The organism is Streptomyces sp. LBL (genome assembly GCF_029893585.1).
Classification (GTDB): Bacteria; Actinomycetota; Actinomycetes; order Streptomycetales; family Streptomycetaceae; genus Streptomyces.
On record NZ_JARXYX010000032.1, the window covers coordinates 89202 to 105402 of the forward strand.

The following is a 16201-nucleotide window of genomic DNA, read 5'->3' on the forward strand; positions in this document are numbered from 1 at the left end:
ACCCGCGCGGCGCGGGGGCGTCCCGGCCCAGCCCGCCACGCGGAACTAGTACGTGTTCTAGTTCCACCTGCAGTCTGCTGACCGCTCGCCCGCAACCGCAAGGGGTATGCAGGTAATTGGGCACCCCCTGCCCCTTGCTACTTCTGGAACCCGTTACTACCTTCACGACACCTCATTCCTGATGGACCGTCAGAATCAATGCGGCCAAGAGTCTCAGCCGGAGTCGCTCATGCCCTGTCCAGCTTTCCCCGACGGGTTCGACTTCACCGATCCCGACCTGCTGCAACACCGCGTCCCCCTCCCGGAGTTCGCCGAGCTGCGCCGGGCGGAACCGGTTCGCTGGATCCCTCAGACGAGCAACCTCGCCGGGTTCCGGGACCAGGGGTACTGGGCCGTGACCCGGCACGCGGACGTCAAGTACGTCTCCACGCACCCCGAGATCTTCTCCTCGTACCTCAACACGGCGATCATCCGCTTCAACGAGCACATCGACCGGGACGCGATCGACGCCCAGCGGCTGATCCTGCTGAACATGGACCCGCCGGAGCACACCCGGGTCCGGCAGATCGTGCAGCGGGTGTTCACGCCGAGGGCCATCCGGGCGCTGGAGGACAAGCTGCGCTCCCGCGCCCAGGCGATCGCGGCGAACGCCCGCGCCCGCACCGGCTCCTTCGACTTCGTCACGGAGGTCGCCTGCGAACTGCCCCTCCAGGCCATCGCGGAGCTGATCGGCATACCGCAGGACGACCGGGCCAGGATCTTCGACTGGTCCAACAAGATGATCTCGTACGACGATCCGGAGTACGCGATCACCGAGGAGGTGGGCGCGGAGTCGGCCACCGAAATCATCGCGTACGCCATGAACATGGCCGCCGATCGCAAGCAGTGTCCGGCGAAGGACATCGTGACCACGATGGTCGCGGCCGAGGACGAGGGCAACCTCAACTCGGACGAGTTCGGGTTCTTCGTGCTGATGCTGGCGGTGGCGGGCAACGAGACCACGCGCAACGCCATCACCCACGGCATGCACGCCTTCCTCACCCATCCCGAGCAATGGGAGCTGTACAAGAGGGAGCGGCCCGCGACGACGGCCGAGGAGATCGTGCGGTGGGCGGCGCCCGTCAACTCCTTCCAGCGCACCGCCACCCAGGACACGGAACTCGGCGGCAAGCAGATCAAGAAGGGCGACCGGGTGGGGTTGTTCTACGCCTCCGCCAACCACGACCCCGAGGTCTTCGAGAACCCGGACACCTTCGACATCACCCGCGACCCCAACCCGCACCTCGGCTTCGGCGGCGGAGGCCCGCACTACTGCCTCGGCAAGTCCCTGGCCGTGCTGGAGATCAACCTCATCTTCAACGCGATCGCCGACGCCATGCCGACCCTGACAGCGACGGGCGACCCTCGCCGGCTGCGCTCCGCCTGGATCAACGGGGTGAAGGAGCTCCAGGTCAGCACCGGTTGAGGCCCCCGGGTTACTCGGGCCGACGGCTTCCCGGCGCCGTCGGCCCGTCCGTGTCAGGCGGTGCCCCCGGCACGGCCGTGCCCGAGGGTCGTCGGTGCCTGAGGGCCGACAGCACCCACGGGCCGACAGTGTCCGAGGGCCGACAGTGCCCGAAGGCCGACAGTGCCCCGGGTCTGCCGTGCCGGGACCTGACAGCCCCGGGACCTGCAGCACCGGGAGCTGGCAGCGCCCGGGGCGGGCGTAGACGAGGACCTGCGCGCCGAGTAGTGGGACGCGCTCGCAGACCTCGAAGTCCTCCCTCAGGACCTGCCGTTTGGCCTTCTCCTGAGGGAAGGGGTCGAGTGGCTGCCCCGGTGGGTCGGTGAGGGCGATGACACGGTCCGACTCCAGGATGCGGCGGCTGATCTCGGCGGCGGGGAGTTCGATGCCCTGGAGGGTGTGCGAGGACGCCGGTGACTCGGCGAGAGCGAGGTCGTCGAGACGGCCGTAGACCTTGGGGTACGACAGCAGCCACTCGCGGCGGCGGGCGGGCATGAACAGGACGCCGTCGCCTTGGCGCGCGGTCCGTTCCACGGCGCGGGCGACCGCGACGACGTCGTCCTCACGGCTCTGAGGCGAGCGCACCAGCGACGACCACGGCAGCAGAACGGCGACCGCCGCGCCCGCCAGCAGACCCGCGGCCAGCGCGCGGGGCACGGGGGCGAGCCGGTGCCGCTGCCCGATCGCCCATGCCAGCGCGGCCCCGGTCGGCAACGCCAGCCCGGTCATGCCGTACAGCACGTACCGGTCGACGTACCAGGGTTCGACCAGCGAGATCACCATCAGCAGACCGGTCGGCGCGATCAGCAGCGGGAGGGCGAGGCGGGCGAGGGCCTCGCCGGAACCCGTGCGCACCAGGAGCAGGCACAGCAGCGCGCCCGCCGCCGAGAGACCCAGGAACAGCAGCCACGCGCTCGGGCTCGGGCGGCCGAGCCAGCCCAGCTGCCGCTCCGCCTGTCCGGCGCCGGCCACGGCCAGCGGCAGCAGGCTCACCGTGACGCAGGTCGCCGCGACCCCCCACTTCCGCCACACCTGGCGGGGCACCCGCGACCGCCACAGCGTCAGCGCGTGGGCCACCAGTGCCAGCACCGCGAACTCGTGCAGCCAGCAGGCGAGAGCGAGAGCGACGGCGTACGCGGTCCACCAGCGGGCGCGGGGGTCCGCCATGGCCCATACGAAGAAGTACGTCGCCCAGGTCACACCCGCCGTGACCAGCGCGTACGAGCGGCCCTCCTGGGCGTACTGCTGGGTGATCGGGATCACCGCGAAGACCAGGCCCGCCAAGGTGCCGGAGCGGCGGCCCGCCAGTCGCGCGCCGATCGCGCCGACTCCCGCAGCCGCCACCGCTGTCGCCAGGGCCGAAGGGAGCCTGAGGGCCGCCAGGCCGCCGTCGTCCCAGACGGTGAACACGGCGTGCATGAGAACGTAGTACAGGCCGTGTACGGCGTCGATGTGGCCCAGCAGGCCCCACAGGTCGCCGAGCGAACGGTGGGCCACCTGATAGGTGACCGACTCGTCGCGCCACATGCTGTTCCGACGGTCGATGCCTGACAGGCCCAGGGCGAGGGCGACCAGCGCGGGGACCACGACCGGCACCGATCGCGTGCCGCGACGGCCGGCCCGTCGGAGCGTGCCGGAGGTCACGGGCGGGGCTCCGCCGTCGTCCGCGAAGGCCCCCCGGTGTTCAGGTGCTGAGTGATGACGTCCTCCCGAGAAGCGGCGAGCTGGTCACTCCCCACGCGCGCGGCCGGCGATCCCGTCATCCTCCGGTGGGTGACCGCTCCCCCGCCGGTACGCCACGGTCGTCGGAGAACGGCTTGTCCGCGGCGGCCGTCACGGCGACCGCGCGCGGTCCTGTCAGCAGGTGCGTCAGGCCGAAGCCCGCGCCGACCACGACCGCGCCGCCGGCCGCGTCGAGGACCCAGTGGTTGGCGGTCGCGACGATCGCGGACGCGGTGAACAGCGGATGCAGCAGGCCCAGGGCCTTCATCCACCGCTTGGGCGCGAGGACCGCGATGACGATGCCGCACCACAGGGACCAGCCGAAGTGCAGGGAGGGCATCGCCGCGTACTGGTTGGTGAGCCCGGTCATCACGCCGTAGTCCGGCCGGGAGAAGTCCTGGGCGCCGTGGACCGTGTCGCTGAAGCCGAGACCCGGCATCAGGCGAGGCGGCGCGAGGGGGTAGAGCCAGAAGCCGAGCAGGCCGAGCAGGGTGGCGAGGCCCAGCGCGGAGCGGGCCCAGCGGTAGTCCAGGGGGCGACGGAGGTAGAGCACGGCGAGGATCGTCAGCGGGACGACGAAATGGCAGGACGCGTAGTAGAAGTCGAAGAAGCTCCGCAGCCAGTTCACCTTCACCACGGTGTGGTTCGCCCAGCGTTCGATGTCGACGGACAGCCACTTCTCCAGCGCGTGGACCTGGTGGCCGTGGTGCTCGGCGGTGGCCCGGTCGGCGGTCACGCCGAGCCGGACCTGCTGGTAGGCGGCGTACGTGACGCGGATGAGCAGCAGCTCCAGCAGCAGGTTCGGGCGGGTGAGAACCCTGCGAAGGAGGGGCAGGAAGGGTGGGAGGGGCAGGAAGGGTGGGAGGGGCAGGAGCGGGACGCGCCTGGAGCGGGCGGGCGCCGGGGGCGCGTACTCGGTGGGGACCGGTGCCCGGTAGTACGGCGAGGTGCGGGAGAGGAAGGGCACGACGGTGGCGGCGACGACGGCGGCCAGCAGCACCGCGTTGTCCCGCAGGGGATACAGCGCCGGCATGTCCGGCAGCATCATCCTCGCGGGCAGCGTCATCACCAGGACGACGGCGACCGGCCACACGAACCGGTCCGAGGCCCGCTTGCCGACCCGGCCGACGACCGCGAGCAGCACCCACAGCAGCTGGTGCTGCCAGGTGGTCGGCGAAACGGTGATCGCGGCGCAGCCGGTGATCGCGACGGCGAGCAGCAGCTGTCCGTCCCGCGCGTAGCGCACGGCGCGGCGCAGGCCGAGGGCGGCGACGCCCGCGCCGAGCAGCAGGAAGAGCGTGACCTCCAGCGGTCCTGACAGGCCGACCCGGAGCAGGGCGCCGTGCAGGGACTGGTTGGCGAGGCCGTCGGCCTCGCCGCCCAGGCCGGTGCCGGCCATGTGGTGCACCCAGTAGGTGTACGAGTCCTGCGCCATCGCCGCCCAGCCGACCGCGGTGCACGCGACGAACGTCAGCCCGGTGGACAGGGCCGCTCTACGACGGCCGGTGAACCACAGCAGCGGGGCGAAGAGCAGCACAGCGGGCTGCAGGGCCGCCGCGAAGCCGATGAGCAGGCCGCCGGCCCGCCGGCCGCGCACGGCGAAGCAGCCGAGCAGTACCAGCAGGACCGGGATGATGCTGGTCTGCCCGAGCCAGAGCGTGTTGCGCACCGGCAGCGACAGCATCAGCAGGCTGATCGCGACCGGCGCGGCGAGCAGGGAGGTGCGTCTGCTGACCGGCTGGGGCAGGGCGCGCGCGGCGACCAGGCCGAGGGCGACGACCAGCAGCAGCGTGCCGAAGGTCCAGCCCCAGCCGAGGGCCTGCTCGGCGGCTCTGGTCAGCGGCTTCATGACCAGGCCGCCGAAGGGGGTGCCGGTGAACCGCGTCGAGTCGTACAGCGAGCCGTTCACATGCAGCACGCCGGCGGGACCGACCCAGGTCTCCAGATCCGTCAGCCGCTCACCCCGGGGCGTCCCGAGGACGACGGCCACCTGCCGTACGGCGAGTACGACCGCGACCAGCCACAGAGCCAGCCGGGCCGCGTGCAGACGGGCCTGGACAGCTGTCGCCGGGCCGACGGCCGTCGCTCCGAGAGCTTCCGCCGGTCGTCGCCCGCTGTGCTCCGCATTCGCCACGCCTCGTCGGCCTCCCGCTGCGTTCGTCCCACGCGTCGCGCGCATCGGAGTGCTCTGCCAACCCGATGGGGTTCACACCACCCCCGGAGAGGTCGCAGGCAACCCCCACTCCACCTGACCCCTTTTCCTCCTTTTGTCCGAATGACGATAGTGGGCGGACGGTGCGATTGCCTCCGCAGAACACGACAAGGTTCATAAATCGGTCTGCGCGTGGGCGTGCGGGCGCGGCCTCCTGACAGGTGGCCGACGCGCGACTATATTCGTTAGTGCAGCTAGTTAGCGGATCTAACTAGACACACGAAAGGTACAGGTGTATGAGCGAGCCGCAGCTCTGGGACGCCGTCGACGACTACTTCACCGCCCACCTCTCGCCCGACGACGAGGCCCTCGTTGCGGCCCTGCGGGACAGCGAGGCGGCCGAGCTCCCGCATATCGCCGTCACGGCACCCCAGGGCAAGCTGCTCCAGCTCCTCGCCCAGATCCAGGGCGCCCGCACCATTCTGGAGATCGGCACCCTGGGCGGCTACAGCACCATCTGGCTGGCCCGCGCGCTGCCCGCCGACGGCCGGCTGGTCACGCTGGAGTACAGCCCCCGGCACGCCGAGGTCGCCACCCGCAACATCGCCCGCGCGGGCCTCGGCCAGCTGGTCGAGGTACGCGTCGGTCCGGCACTGGAGTCGCTGCCGCAGCTGGCCGACGAGAACCCGGCCCCCTTCGACCTGGTCTTCATCGACGCGGACAAGGGCAACAACCCGCACTACGTGGAGTGGGCGCTGAAACTCACCAGCGCGGGCAGCCTGATCGTCCTCGACAACGTCGTACGGGGCGGCCGGGTGGCCGACGCCGACAGCACCGCGCCGGACGTCCAGGGCACCCGCACCGCCCTCGAACTGATCGGCAGTCACCCGCGGTTGACCGGCACGGCGATCCAGACGGTGGGCGGCAAGGGCTACGACGGCTTCGCGCTGGCCCGGGTGCTCGGGTAAGGGCGTCGGACGGGGTGCTCGGGCGAGGGCTTCGGTCCGGGAGTTCGCGTGAAGCCGTCGCCAGGACGCTCGTGCGACGGCCTCGTCCAGGACGATCGCGTGAACGCGTCGCCCTGGACGCTCGGGTCACTCCTCGTGATAGAAGACGACGTTGACGCTGCGCGGGGCGGTGCGGTCCTGGATGATGATCTCGCCGCTGCCGCTCCTGGGCAGCGGGACCGTACCGCCGTACGACAGGGGCTGCGCGTACTCCCCGACGGTCAGCCGGACCTCGGAGGACGGGTCGGGCTGGGAGCCCTGCAGCCAGGTCACCTGCCAGGTGCCCTCGGGGCCGCACAGGAACTCCAGGTGGACCCGGGAGACGAACAGCCAGTCGTCGGGCGTCCAGAGCCGGCACACCGATCTGTCCCGGCCCACCCGCAGCACGGCGCCCGGGTCACTGGGCGAGTCGGCCATGAGCATGCCGGCCGTGGCGCCCGAGTCCGCCGCGGATACGGCGGCCATGGTGAGTTCGAGCACGTGCGCTCCTTCTGAAGTGCCTGAAGTGTCGTTGGTACAGCCGCCGCATGATAAATCGCCCGGCCCCGACACGTCCGGCACACTGGACCCATGACCGAGCGAAAACCACCCGGTGTTCCGTTCGAGTCCTGGGTGGACAAGCAGATCCGAGACGCCGAGCGCCGCGGTGAGTTCGCCCGACTCCCGGGCGCGGGCAAGCCGTTGCCGCAGGGCACCGACACGACGTACGACGAACTGTGGTGGATCAAGCAGAAGATGGCCCGCGAGGGTCTTTCCGTGCTGCCGCCGACCCTGGCCCTGCGCAAGGAGGCCGAGGACACGCTCGCGGCGGCGCTGCGGGCACCCAGCGAACGGATCGTCCGCAAGCTCGTCGAGGACGTCAACGTCAAGATCCGTGACGTCATGTTCAAGCCGCCGCCCGGGCCCCCGCTGGGGATGAAGCCGTACGACGTCGAAGAGGTCGTACGGCAGTGGCGGGAGCGCCGGGAGGCGGCTGAGTAGAACGATGGTGCCGGCGTCGCAGAGATGCCGGCCTCTCCGTGGGCGGTTTCTCAGAGGTGCAGCAGCCGGTCGGCCAGTTCGCGGTAGTCCTGCAGGGCCAGCCGGAGCTGCTCGGTGTCGGTGCTGGTCGCGGGCTTGCCCTCGTCGCCGCCGTCCGTGGCCTGCCAGGACCTGCGGAGCGTACGGCGGCGTCGGGTCACGGCCTCGGTGAAGCGGGCGGCCGCCTCCTCCAGTACGTGGTCGGCCTCGGCCACGGAGTCCCGCGGCCCGTCCACGAACCCGGTGACGGCGTGCTGCAACTGCTGGGCGAGCTTGTCGCACTCGTCCCGCGGAAGCAGCCGACTGTCGTGACCGCCCGCCTCGGCACCGGTGGCCTCACGGCCACGGCCACGAGTCCCTGCGGAGCCGCCGTGCGTACCTTGCCGGTCGCGGGTGGTCGCCAGGTCCGGGGTGGTGGTGGTGATGGTGGCGGCGGCTTGGCTGTCCCGGGTGCCGGGGGCCTGGTTGCCCCGGGTGCCGGGGGCCTGGTTGCCCCGGGTGCCGGCGGCCTGGCTGTCCTGGGCGCCGGCGGCCGGGTTGCCCCAGGTGCCGGCAGCCTGGCTGTCCTGGGCGCCGGACGAGTCCGGGACGCTGTCACGCCCCGCGAGGGTCTCACCACCCATCGGGTCGGCCCCGCCGCGGGCGGTGTCGGCGCCCGGTACCTGCTCACGCCCCCGGGCGGTGTCGGCGCCCGGTGCCGCGCCTGTTCCCGTGCCGGTCTCGCCGTGGCGGGATGCCGTCGGCGGCTCCGTCGCCGGGTCGTGGCCGGGGGGTGTGGCCGGGAACGTTGCCCGGCCCCTCTGCTTTCCGTCGCGCGGGGCGCCCTCGGCGCCCGGGCCGGTCATAGCGTCCGTCATGTCGCTCAACTCCCCTTCGCGTGGCGCCTGGTGAATCCGCCCGGCAGGTGGGCGCGGGCGGGCGCCGTATCCCGGTCGGACCTTTCGAGCGACTTCCGGGACTCCGCCCGGTCGTCACGGTGGTCACGGTGGTCGCGGTGGTCGCTGTGGTTCTCGTGCCGGACCGGGCTCACCAGGTCCTCGAACAGGGCCCTGGCCTCGACCATGGCCTCGCGCATCTCCTCGGTGCCGGCCCTGCCGTCACCGTCCTGACCGGCGACGGTGCCCGCGTGGGTGACGCGGTGTACCCGCTGGTAGCCATGTACATGGTGTGCGTGGTGGACGGACAGTGCGGCGAGCTGCTCCTCGTACTGCCCGCCGTCCGGGAAGCCCCGGGCGCCGGCCAGATCGGCGAGCAGCCGGTCAGCCTCGGCCACGGCCTCCCGCGGCGAGTCGACGAAGCGCTCCTGGGCGGCCGTCCAGCGCGCCTCGTACTGCTCGCGCTGGGCCGGCTCCAGCGGCCGCTCGCGCAGCGAACCGTGCCGTTCCACGCGCTCGGCAAGCTCGCGCTCGGCGGCTTTGGCGTCCCCGTCGTGCCGGGCCACGGCCCGGTCGTACTCGGGACCGAAGCGCCGCTTCAGGTTCTGGCCGCCGGGCCCACGCCGGGCCCTCATGGCCAGTACGGCCGCGATGACGAGGACGGCCGCGACTATCACGATCAGAGCGATGATCACGCCAGTGGACATGAATGCCTTCCGGGGTTCTCGAGCCAACCGGCCCTCCGTGCGGGCCGGTTCCCCGACCGGGTAGCCCCAACAACGGTCCCCCAAACGGTCCGAGAATGCGTACATGACATAAACCATCGCCCCGGAACCCTTCGACTCCCCCGCCGCCGCGGCACTCTGGCGGGCGTACTGCACGGAGGTCAGCGACCGCTGGTACCTGCTGCGCGGGCGCTCAACTGCGCCGGGTCACCGGCCGCCGGCGGCCGGTCGAGGTGAACACTCAGCTGAACCGGGTCGCCGGGCGCCCGTCGTGCGGGCGCTCCGCGTCCGAGCCGCACAGCTCGGCGTTCAGCTCCTTCACCAGCTGGATCAGGTCCGTCGGCCGGTCCGGGCCCCACCAGTCACCGAGGAGTTCGGCCAGCGACTCCTCACGGACCTGGGAGAGGCGGTCGGCGACCTCGTGTCCCTGCTCGGTCAGGATCAGGTCGAGGCCCTCGCGGACGGCCAGATGCCGCTCCTCGACCTGCCGGGCGGCCTCGATGATGACGGTCAGCGGGACGGTGGCGCGCTCGGCGAGCACGGCCGGTTCCGCATGGCCGTACTTCTTGGTGCGCAGCAGCAGCCAACTCGCCGCGGGGAGCAGGTCGTAGTCCGCGCGTGCGGTGATCTTCCGGTAGATCTCGCGTCGGCCCTCGCGGGTGCCGAGCACGGACAGCGCACGGCACACCTCGTCGTACGACGAACGCTCCACCGGGTTGCTGGCGAGGGTCTCCGTGATGTCCGGTGCCGTGACCGAGCCACGCAGCCGGTCCTCCTTGAGGAACCAGGCCAGCACGAAGCCGAGGAGGGCGACGGGAGCGGCGTACAGGAACACGTCGGTGATCGAGGTCGCGTACGCGTGCAGGGCCGGTGGGTGCAGGGCGGCCGGCAGGGCGGCGATACCGCGCGGGTCGGCCTCCAGGGCGCCGACGGAGACGCCGGGCGGAAGCCGGGTGCCGCTGAAGGCGTCGGTGAGTTGGTCGCCGAGGCGGTTCGCGAAGACCGTGCCGAAGATGGCGACGCCGAAGGAGGCCCCGATGGACCGGAAGAAGGTCGCGCCGGAGGTGGCGACGCCGAGATCCTCGTACGAGACGGCGTTCTGCACGATGAGGACGAGGACCTGCATCACCAGGCCGAGCCCGACTCCGAAGACGAAGAAGAAAGCGCTCATCTCGAGAGTGGAGCTGTGCTCGTCGAGTTGGTGGAGCAGGAGCAGACCGAGGGTGGTCACGCCGGTGCCCGCGATCGGGAACACCTTCCAGCGGCCGGTGTGGCTGACGATCTGGCCGGAGGCGGTGGACGCCAGCAGCAGTCCCAGCACCATCGGCAGCATGTGCACACCTGACATGGTCGGGCTGACGCCCTGGACGACCTGGAGGAAGGTCGGCAGAAAGGTCATCGCGCCGAACATCGCGAAGCCGACGACGAAGCTGATGACCGCGGAGAGCGCGAAGGTACGGATCCGGAACAGCTTGAGGGGCAGCACGGGTTCGGCGGCCCGGTGCTCGACGGTCACGAACGCGACGACGAGTACGACGCCCAAGGCCGCCAGGCCGGCGATCTGCGGCGAACCCCAGCCCCAGGTGGTGCCGCCGAGGGACGCCACCAGGACGAGGCAGGTGGCGACCGAGGCGATGAGGAAGGTGCCGAGATAGTCGATGACATGCTGGGTGGACTTGCGCGGGATCCGCAGGACGACGGCGATCACGGCGAGGGCGACGACGCCGATCGGCAGGTTGATGTAGAACACCCACCGCCAGCTCAGGTGCTCGGTGAACAGCCCGCCGAGCAGCGGACCGAGGACGCTCGTCGTCCCGAAGACGGCGCCGAACAGCCCTTGGTAGCGGCCACGTTCGCGCGGCGGGACGAGGTCCCCCACGATCGCCATCGACAGCACCATGAGGCCGCCGCCACCGAGGCCCTGCAGGGCGCGGAAGGCGATGAGCTGGGGCATGTCCTGTGCGGCGCCGCACAGCGCCGAGCCGGCGAGGAAGATCACGATCGCAATCTGGAAGAGCCGCTTCCGCCCGTACTGGTCGCCGAGCTTGCCCCACAGCGGGGTCGCGGCGGTCGAGGCCAGCAGGTAAGCGGTGACCACCCAGGACAGGTGGTCCAGCCCTCCGAGTTCGCTGACGATCGTGGGCAGCGCGGTCGACACGATCGTCTGGTCGAGGGCGGCGAGCAGCATCCCGAGGAGCAGGGCGCCGAGGGAGACGAGGACGTTGCCGGGCACGTGCTCGTCCCGCTCGTCCCGTCCGTCTCGCACATGCCCCGGCACAGCGCGCGCGTCCCCGGCCATGAAGACCTCCTGAGGCTCCGGTTTCCACTCCATCGTGATCGGTGTGACCGATTATGGCCCGTTGAGTCCTTTTGGAAGCCCTGCCTCCGGGGGCTTTCCACGGCTTTCGGGAGACGTTGTGGAGGAGATCTGCATAATCTCTGAAGGTCGCGAGGGGAGGGACGAACACGTGAACGAGCCGAAGCCACACCTGTGCCCGGAGTGCGGAACGCCGCGGGGAGCTGACAACACGTCGGCCTGCGGCTGCACCCAACGAGCGTCCGACGCCCTGCGCGACGCCCGCACGGCGGACGCAGCGGCGGCGGAGGACTTCGATCCGCTGCGGATACGGCCGTATGTGGAACTGGAGCCGGATTCCGAGCCGGCAGCCGAGTCGACACCGGAGCGGGAGCCGACGTCGGCGCCGGAGCGGGAGCCGACGTCGGCGCCGGAGCGGGAGCCGACGTCGGCGCCGGAGCCGGGGGCCCCGGAGCCCGAGCCGGAGGGGGAGCGCGGGCGCGGCACTGGAGGCGACACCGAGTGGCCTTACGCGACTGACGCCGACGGGGGCGGGGAGCCGACCGGGGGCGGGTCGGGAGCGACCGGTCCGGCGGGAGCGTCGAGGACTGCGGGACCGGCGGCAGTTGAGGCCACCATGGTGCTGCGGGCGGTTGATCCCCGCACCACCGACTTACCCGGCGCCACCGACGCGACCACCGTGCTGCCCGCGGTCGACGCCACCGCCGCGTCGCCCGTCGCAAACCCGGGCAGGGGGCCGGGCGGAACCACCGACGGACCGGGGGCAGGCCACGCGGGCCACGCCGGCCCCTCGGCATACGCGGCTGACGCCCCAGGCGCGTCCGGTGCGTCCGGTGCGTCCGGTGCGTCCGACGCCACCGTCCTGCTGCCCACGGCCGGCACGGCGCCCGGATCGCCCGGATCGCCCGGGGCCGACGCGACCATGCGGTTGCACGTGGCGGATGCGACCACCGTGCTGCCCGGCGCGGGCGGGTCCCGTACATCTCCTACGTCACCCACCACACCGCCCGCCGACGCGACCTCCGTCCTGCCCACCCCCTTGGCTCCCCCGGCCACCTCCCCCAGCGCCACCGATCTGCGTATGTTCGACGCGGGCGCGGGCGGGCGCGGGCCCGCCGTGTCCGGGCCGGGCGGCGAGGGGCGGCCGCCGACCGGTCGGCGGCGACGTGGCGCCGTGCTGGCTGTCGGTGGGGCCGTCATCGCCGTCGTGGCGGCCGCCGGGATCGCCAGCGGACTGTTCTCCTACGAGGCGCCCGCCCGGGAGGGAGCACCGCCCAAGGACGTACGGGCGGCCGTCCCGGACACCTCGACCAGCGCGGCGTCCACGTCCCCGGCCACTCAGAGCGCGTCGGAACCGTCGACGTCCACCACGCCGTCCCCGTCCAGCGCGAGCCCCACGCCCACCTCGTCGTCGCCTTCGGCGTCCGCGTCCAGCGCCTCGCCGAGCCCCTCCACCTCGGCCACACCGACCGGGACGCCGACGAGCAGCGCCGTCGGTCCCACCCCGAGCTCGGGCTCCACCGAGGAGGGCGACGACAGCGACCAGGACACCCTCGCCCCCGTCCTGCGGCGCGGTGACCAGGGTCCCGAGGTCACCGAACTCCAGCAGCGTCTGCACCAGCTGTTCCTCTACAACGGCGAGACCGACGGCAACTTCAGCAACCAGGTCGAGGACGCGCTGCGCAACTACCAGTGGTCCCGCCGCGTCGGCACCGACAACCTCGGCGTCTACGACCCGGAGACCCGGACGTCCCTGGAGGCGCAGACGTCAGAGCCGTAGGGCTGCGCGAGCCGAGCCGAGCCGAGGCAGGGCGAATGCCGGGCCGGGGCAGAACGGACGCCGAGCCGACGGCACGTACCGACACGTGCCGGGCCGGGCCGTGATCCGGCGTCCGCCCCTGCCGGGCCCGCCCGTATCGCCCCCTAACCCACGTACACCCTCACCGCCCCATCGCCCACAGCCTCCACCCGCACCGCCGTCAGATCCCGCACCACCGCATCCGGTCCATGGAACCCGGCCCGGGGCCCGACCCCGACGACCCGCATCCCCGCCGCCCGCCCCGCCTGAATGCCCGCGCCGGAGTCCTCGAAGACAATGCAGTAGGCCGGAGCCACCCCCAGCTCAGCCGCCCCCTTGAGGAACCCCTCGGGGTCCGGCTTGCTCGCGCCGACGGACTCCGCCGTGACCCGGACGTCCGGCAGGTCCAGTCCCGCCGCGGCCATGCGCGCGGTGGACAGGGGAACGTCGGCGGAGGTGACCAGCGCGTGCGGCAGCCCCCGCAGGGACGCGAGGAACTCCGGCGCGCCGGGGATCGCGACAACGCCCTCCATGTCCGCCGTCTCCTCGGCGAGCATGCGGGCGTTGTCGGCGTGGTTCTGCTCCACGGGGCGGTCGGGCAGCAGCAGGGCCATGGAGGCGTGGCCCTGGCGGCCGTGGACGACCTTCATGACCTCGTTCCCGTCCAGCCCGTGCCGTACGGCCCAGCGGCGCCAGATCCGTTCGACCACGGCGTCGGAGTTGACGAGCGTGCCGTCCATGTCCAGCAGAAGGGCGCGGGCGGTGAGAACGGTGGGCGCGGTGGTGGCCGTCATCGGCAAGCTCCAAGGCACGGGAACGAGGGGGCGCAGGGGGTTTCCGGCCGCCCCCGGAGGGCCGTCCCCTGGAGGGACAAGGTGGCCCCGCCCGCCGGTCAGGGAAAACAGGCGGGAACCACTTTGTTCCTACACGGTACAAAACCAGTCCGACTTCCCGCCACCCTTCCCGGAAACAGTTCACCCGCCATTCAGCTCACCCGGTCCCGGAGCCGCCCGACCGGTCAACCCCGAAGTCGACCGGCCGACCCTCCGGAGCCACCCGACCCGACCACACCGAAGTCCCCCATCCAACCAACCCCGGAGCCACCCGACCGACCACACCGAAGTCCCCATCCAGCCAACCCCGGAGCCACCACCCGGCCCACCCCGAACCCGCTCAGCCGGCCACCGCCTCCCAAAGGCTCCACACCCCGAGCCCCAGCATCAGCACGGCCGCGATCTTGGTGATGAGGCGCAACGGCACCTTCTTCATCAGTGCCTTTCCGCCGACGATGCCGAGCCCGGCCACCGCCCACAGCGCGAGCACCGCGCCGAGGCCGACGGAGAGCGGGTCGTCGTAGCGGGCGGCGAGGTTGGCCGTCATGATCTGGGTCAGATCGCCGAACTCGGCGACCAGGATGAGCATGAAGCCCGTCCCGGCGACCTTCCAGAAGGACTGGTTCTCCGGCTTGCGGATCCCGGCGTCGCCGTCGTCCTCGTCCTTCGCCATCAGCAGCACGGCCGCGCCGCCCAGGAACAGCACACCGGTGAGCGCGTGCACGATCTGTTGCGGCAGCAACGTCAGCACGCTGCCCGCCGCTACGGCCAGCGCGACATGGAGTGCGAAGGCGGCAGCGACGCCCGCGAAGACGTAGGAGGCGCGGTAGCGGGTGCCGAGGACGAGGCCGGCGAGCGCGGTCTTGTCCGGCAGTTCGGCGAGGAAGACGACGCCGAAGACAAGCGCCGTCACGGTGAAGCTGATCAAGGTTCCTCAATCGGTCGGGCCGCCCCGCCGAGAGTCATGAGCCTTCACACCAGACGCCTCGGCACGGCAGCACACGGTCCACCCGTGCCGTACGACACGGTTGTGCACTGCTTGCCGAAGGTCTCGCTGGCCGACCCACACCGATGGGCCTACCTCCGGGCGCCGGCTCAGACGAGCTGAGCAGTATGTCGACGGTCCGGCGAAGAGCTACTCCCCTTCTGCGCCGTCCATCGTACGCGACGCCTCCCGATGACGCGCCTTCGCAGGCGAGCCCCCCTCACCTGCCCCGCGCGCGAAGCCCCCTCGCCTGCCTCGCGCACGAGAACTCCCCACCGCACGTCTTCACACGCGAAGTTTCCACGTCGCACACCTTGTCATGTCATGCACACGTCACTAACTTCTCACCGTACGCACATCTCCCGGCAACACGGCGTGGCGAGCATTTCTTCGCTCGCACTCCAACGCCCCCACACCCCAAGGGAGTTCGCATGCCGAAGTTCTACGCGCGTCGACGACTCAGCATACTCGCGGCGCTCACCGGAGTCATGGCCTCCGTCGCCGTTCTCAACGGTCCGACGGCCTCCGCCGCCCTCCCCACCCCGGTCAGCGCCGCCACCGCCCGCACCTACCTCGCCTCGCTCACCGTGGCCACCGAGGACCGCACCGGCTACGACCGCGACCTCTTCCCGCTCTGGATCACCCAGTCCGGCACCTGCAACACCCGTGAGACGGTCCTCAAGCGCGACGGTACGAACGTCGTCACCGACTCCGCCTGCGCCGCCACCAGCGGCAGTTGGTACTCCCCGTACGACGGAGCCACCTGGACCGCCGCCTCCGACCTCGACATCGACCACCTCGTCCCGCTCGCCGAGGCCTGGGACTCGGGGGCCGACGCCTGGACGACCGCCCGACGCCAGTCCTTCGCCAACGACCTGACCCGCCCGCAGCTGATCGCCGTCACGGACAACGTCAACCAGTCCAAGGGTGACCAGGATCCGGCCACCTGGATGCCCTCGCGCACGGCCTACCGCTGCACCTACGTCCGCGCCTGGGTCCAGGTGAAGTACTACTACGACCTCTCCGTCGACTCGGCCGAGAAGAGCGCGCTCACGAACTACCTCGCGAGCTGCTGATCTTCTCCTCCCGTTCCCGTTCCCGTTCCCGTTCCCGTTCCCGCTCCCTTTCCTCCTCCGGCTCCGGCTCCGGCTCCGGCTCCCGCGAACCGCTGCCACAGGATCCACACACCGGGATTCCCGAACCGTGACCTGCGGAACCTCCCCGCCCACCTCCGTCGTTCCGTACCGTACGGGGCGACGGAGG

Annotated in this window: 12 protein-coding genes and 2 pseudogenes; 6 read left to right on the top strand and 8 right to left on the bottom strand. The window is 71.4% G+C overall.

All coding sequences use genetic code 11. From position 1 onward, the window contains the following. The first annotated feature begins 229 nt into the window (after window positions 1-229). On the top strand, window positions 230-1465 hold the full coding sequence (locus tag M2271_RS32560; RefSeq protein WP_280890997.1) for a cytochrome P450: 1236 nt from the start codon (window positions 230-232) through the stop codon (window positions 1463-1465). Between the two features lie 1077 nt (window positions 1466-2542). On the opposite strand, the pseudogene M2271_RS32565 reads toward M2271_RS32560, so the two are convergent. Then, window positions 2543-3031 (bottom strand): annotated as a pseudogene (locus tag M2271_RS32565) (glycosyltransferase family 39 protein); the annotation flags it as partial. 232 nt (window positions 3032-3263) lie between these two features. Continuing rightward, complete coding sequence (locus M2271_RS32570) at window positions 3264-5360, bottom strand: bifunctional glycosyltransferase 87/phosphatase PAP2 family protein (RefSeq protein WP_280890998.1); 2097 nt, start codon at window positions 5358-5360, stop codon at window positions 3264-3266. A 314-nt stretch (window positions 5361-5674) separates the two neighbouring features. On the opposite strand from M2271_RS32570, the gene M2271_RS32575 reads away from it, so the two are divergent. Beyond that, window positions 5675-6346 (top strand): O-methyltransferase, encoded by a 672-nt coding sequence (locus tag M2271_RS32575; protein ID WP_280890999.1) that lies wholly within the window; start codon window positions 5675-5677, stop codon window positions 6344-6346. Window positions 6347-6472: 126 nt separating this feature from the next. Here the strand turns inward: M2271_RS32575 and M2271_RS32580 are convergent, their stop codons facing one another. Further along, window positions 6473-6865 (bottom strand): hypothetical protein, encoded by a 393-nt coding sequence (locus M2271_RS32580; protein WP_280891000.1) that lies wholly within the window; start codon window positions 6863-6865, stop codon window positions 6473-6475. A gap of 90 nt (window positions 6866-6955) precedes the next feature. On the opposite strand from M2271_RS32580, the gene M2271_RS32585 reads away from it, so the two are divergent. Continuing rightward, complete coding sequence (locus M2271_RS32585; protein WP_280891001.1) at window positions 6956-7366, top strand: DUF1992 domain-containing protein; 411 nt, start codon at window positions 6956-6958, stop codon at window positions 7364-7366. A 50-nt stretch (window positions 7367-7416) separates the two neighbouring features. Here the strand turns inward: M2271_RS32585 and M2271_RS32590 are convergent, their stop codons facing one another. Beyond that, window positions 7417-8262 (bottom strand): hypothetical protein, encoded by an 846-nt coding sequence (locus M2271_RS32590; protein ID WP_280891002.1) that lies wholly within the window; start codon window positions 8260-8262, stop codon window positions 7417-7419. Between the two features lie 5 nt (window positions 8263-8267). Then, the gene (locus M2271_RS32595) at window positions 8268-8987 is read right to left on the bottom strand and encodes a hypothetical protein (RefSeq protein WP_280891003.1); all 720 of its coding nucleotides are present in this window, start codon (window positions 8985-8987) and stop codon (window positions 8268-8270) included. A 115-nt stretch (window positions 8988-9102) separates the two neighbouring features. Between M2271_RS32595 and M2271_RS32600 the strand changes: the two are divergent. After that, window positions 9103-9210: pseudogene (locus tag M2271_RS32600) on the top strand (GNAT family N-acetyltransferase); the annotation flags it as partial. Window positions 9211-9246: 36 nt separating this feature from the next. Here the strand turns inward: M2271_RS32600 and M2271_RS32605 are convergent. Next, window positions 9247-11304, bottom strand: coding sequence for an MDR family MFS transporter (locus tag M2271_RS32605; protein WP_280891004.1), 2058 nt, complete (start codon window positions 11302-11304; stop codon window positions 9247-9249). A gap of 169 nt (window positions 11305-11473) precedes the next feature. Here M2271_RS32605 and M2271_RS32610 point away from each other — a divergent pair, with 169 nt between their 5' ends. Beyond that, complete coding sequence (locus tag M2271_RS32610) at window positions 11474-13102, top strand: peptidoglycan-binding domain-containing protein (RefSeq protein WP_280891005.1); 1629 nt, start codon at window positions 11474-11476, stop codon at window positions 13100-13102. Between the two features lie 143 nt (window positions 13103-13245). Here M2271_RS32610 and M2271_RS32615 read toward each other — a convergent pair whose 3' ends face one another. Continuing rightward, complete coding sequence (locus tag M2271_RS32615) at window positions 13246-13914, bottom strand: HAD family hydrolase (protein WP_280891007.1); 669 nt, start codon at window positions 13912-13914, stop codon at window positions 13246-13248. Window positions 13915-14293: 379 nt separating this feature from the next. Continuing rightward, on the bottom strand, window positions 14294-14881 hold the full coding sequence (locus M2271_RS32620; RefSeq protein ID WP_280891009.1) for a TMEM165/GDT1 family protein: 588 nt from the start codon (window positions 14879-14881) through the stop codon (window positions 14294-14296). Window positions 14882-15369: 488 nt separating this feature from the next. Between M2271_RS32620 and M2271_RS32625 the strand changes: the two genes are divergently transcribed. Continuing rightward, entirely contained in the window at window positions 15370-16014 is a 645-nt protein-coding gene (locus M2271_RS32625; RefSeq protein ID WP_280891011.1) for an HNH endonuclease family protein, read from the top strand. Window positions 16015-16201 lie beyond the last annotated feature (187 nt).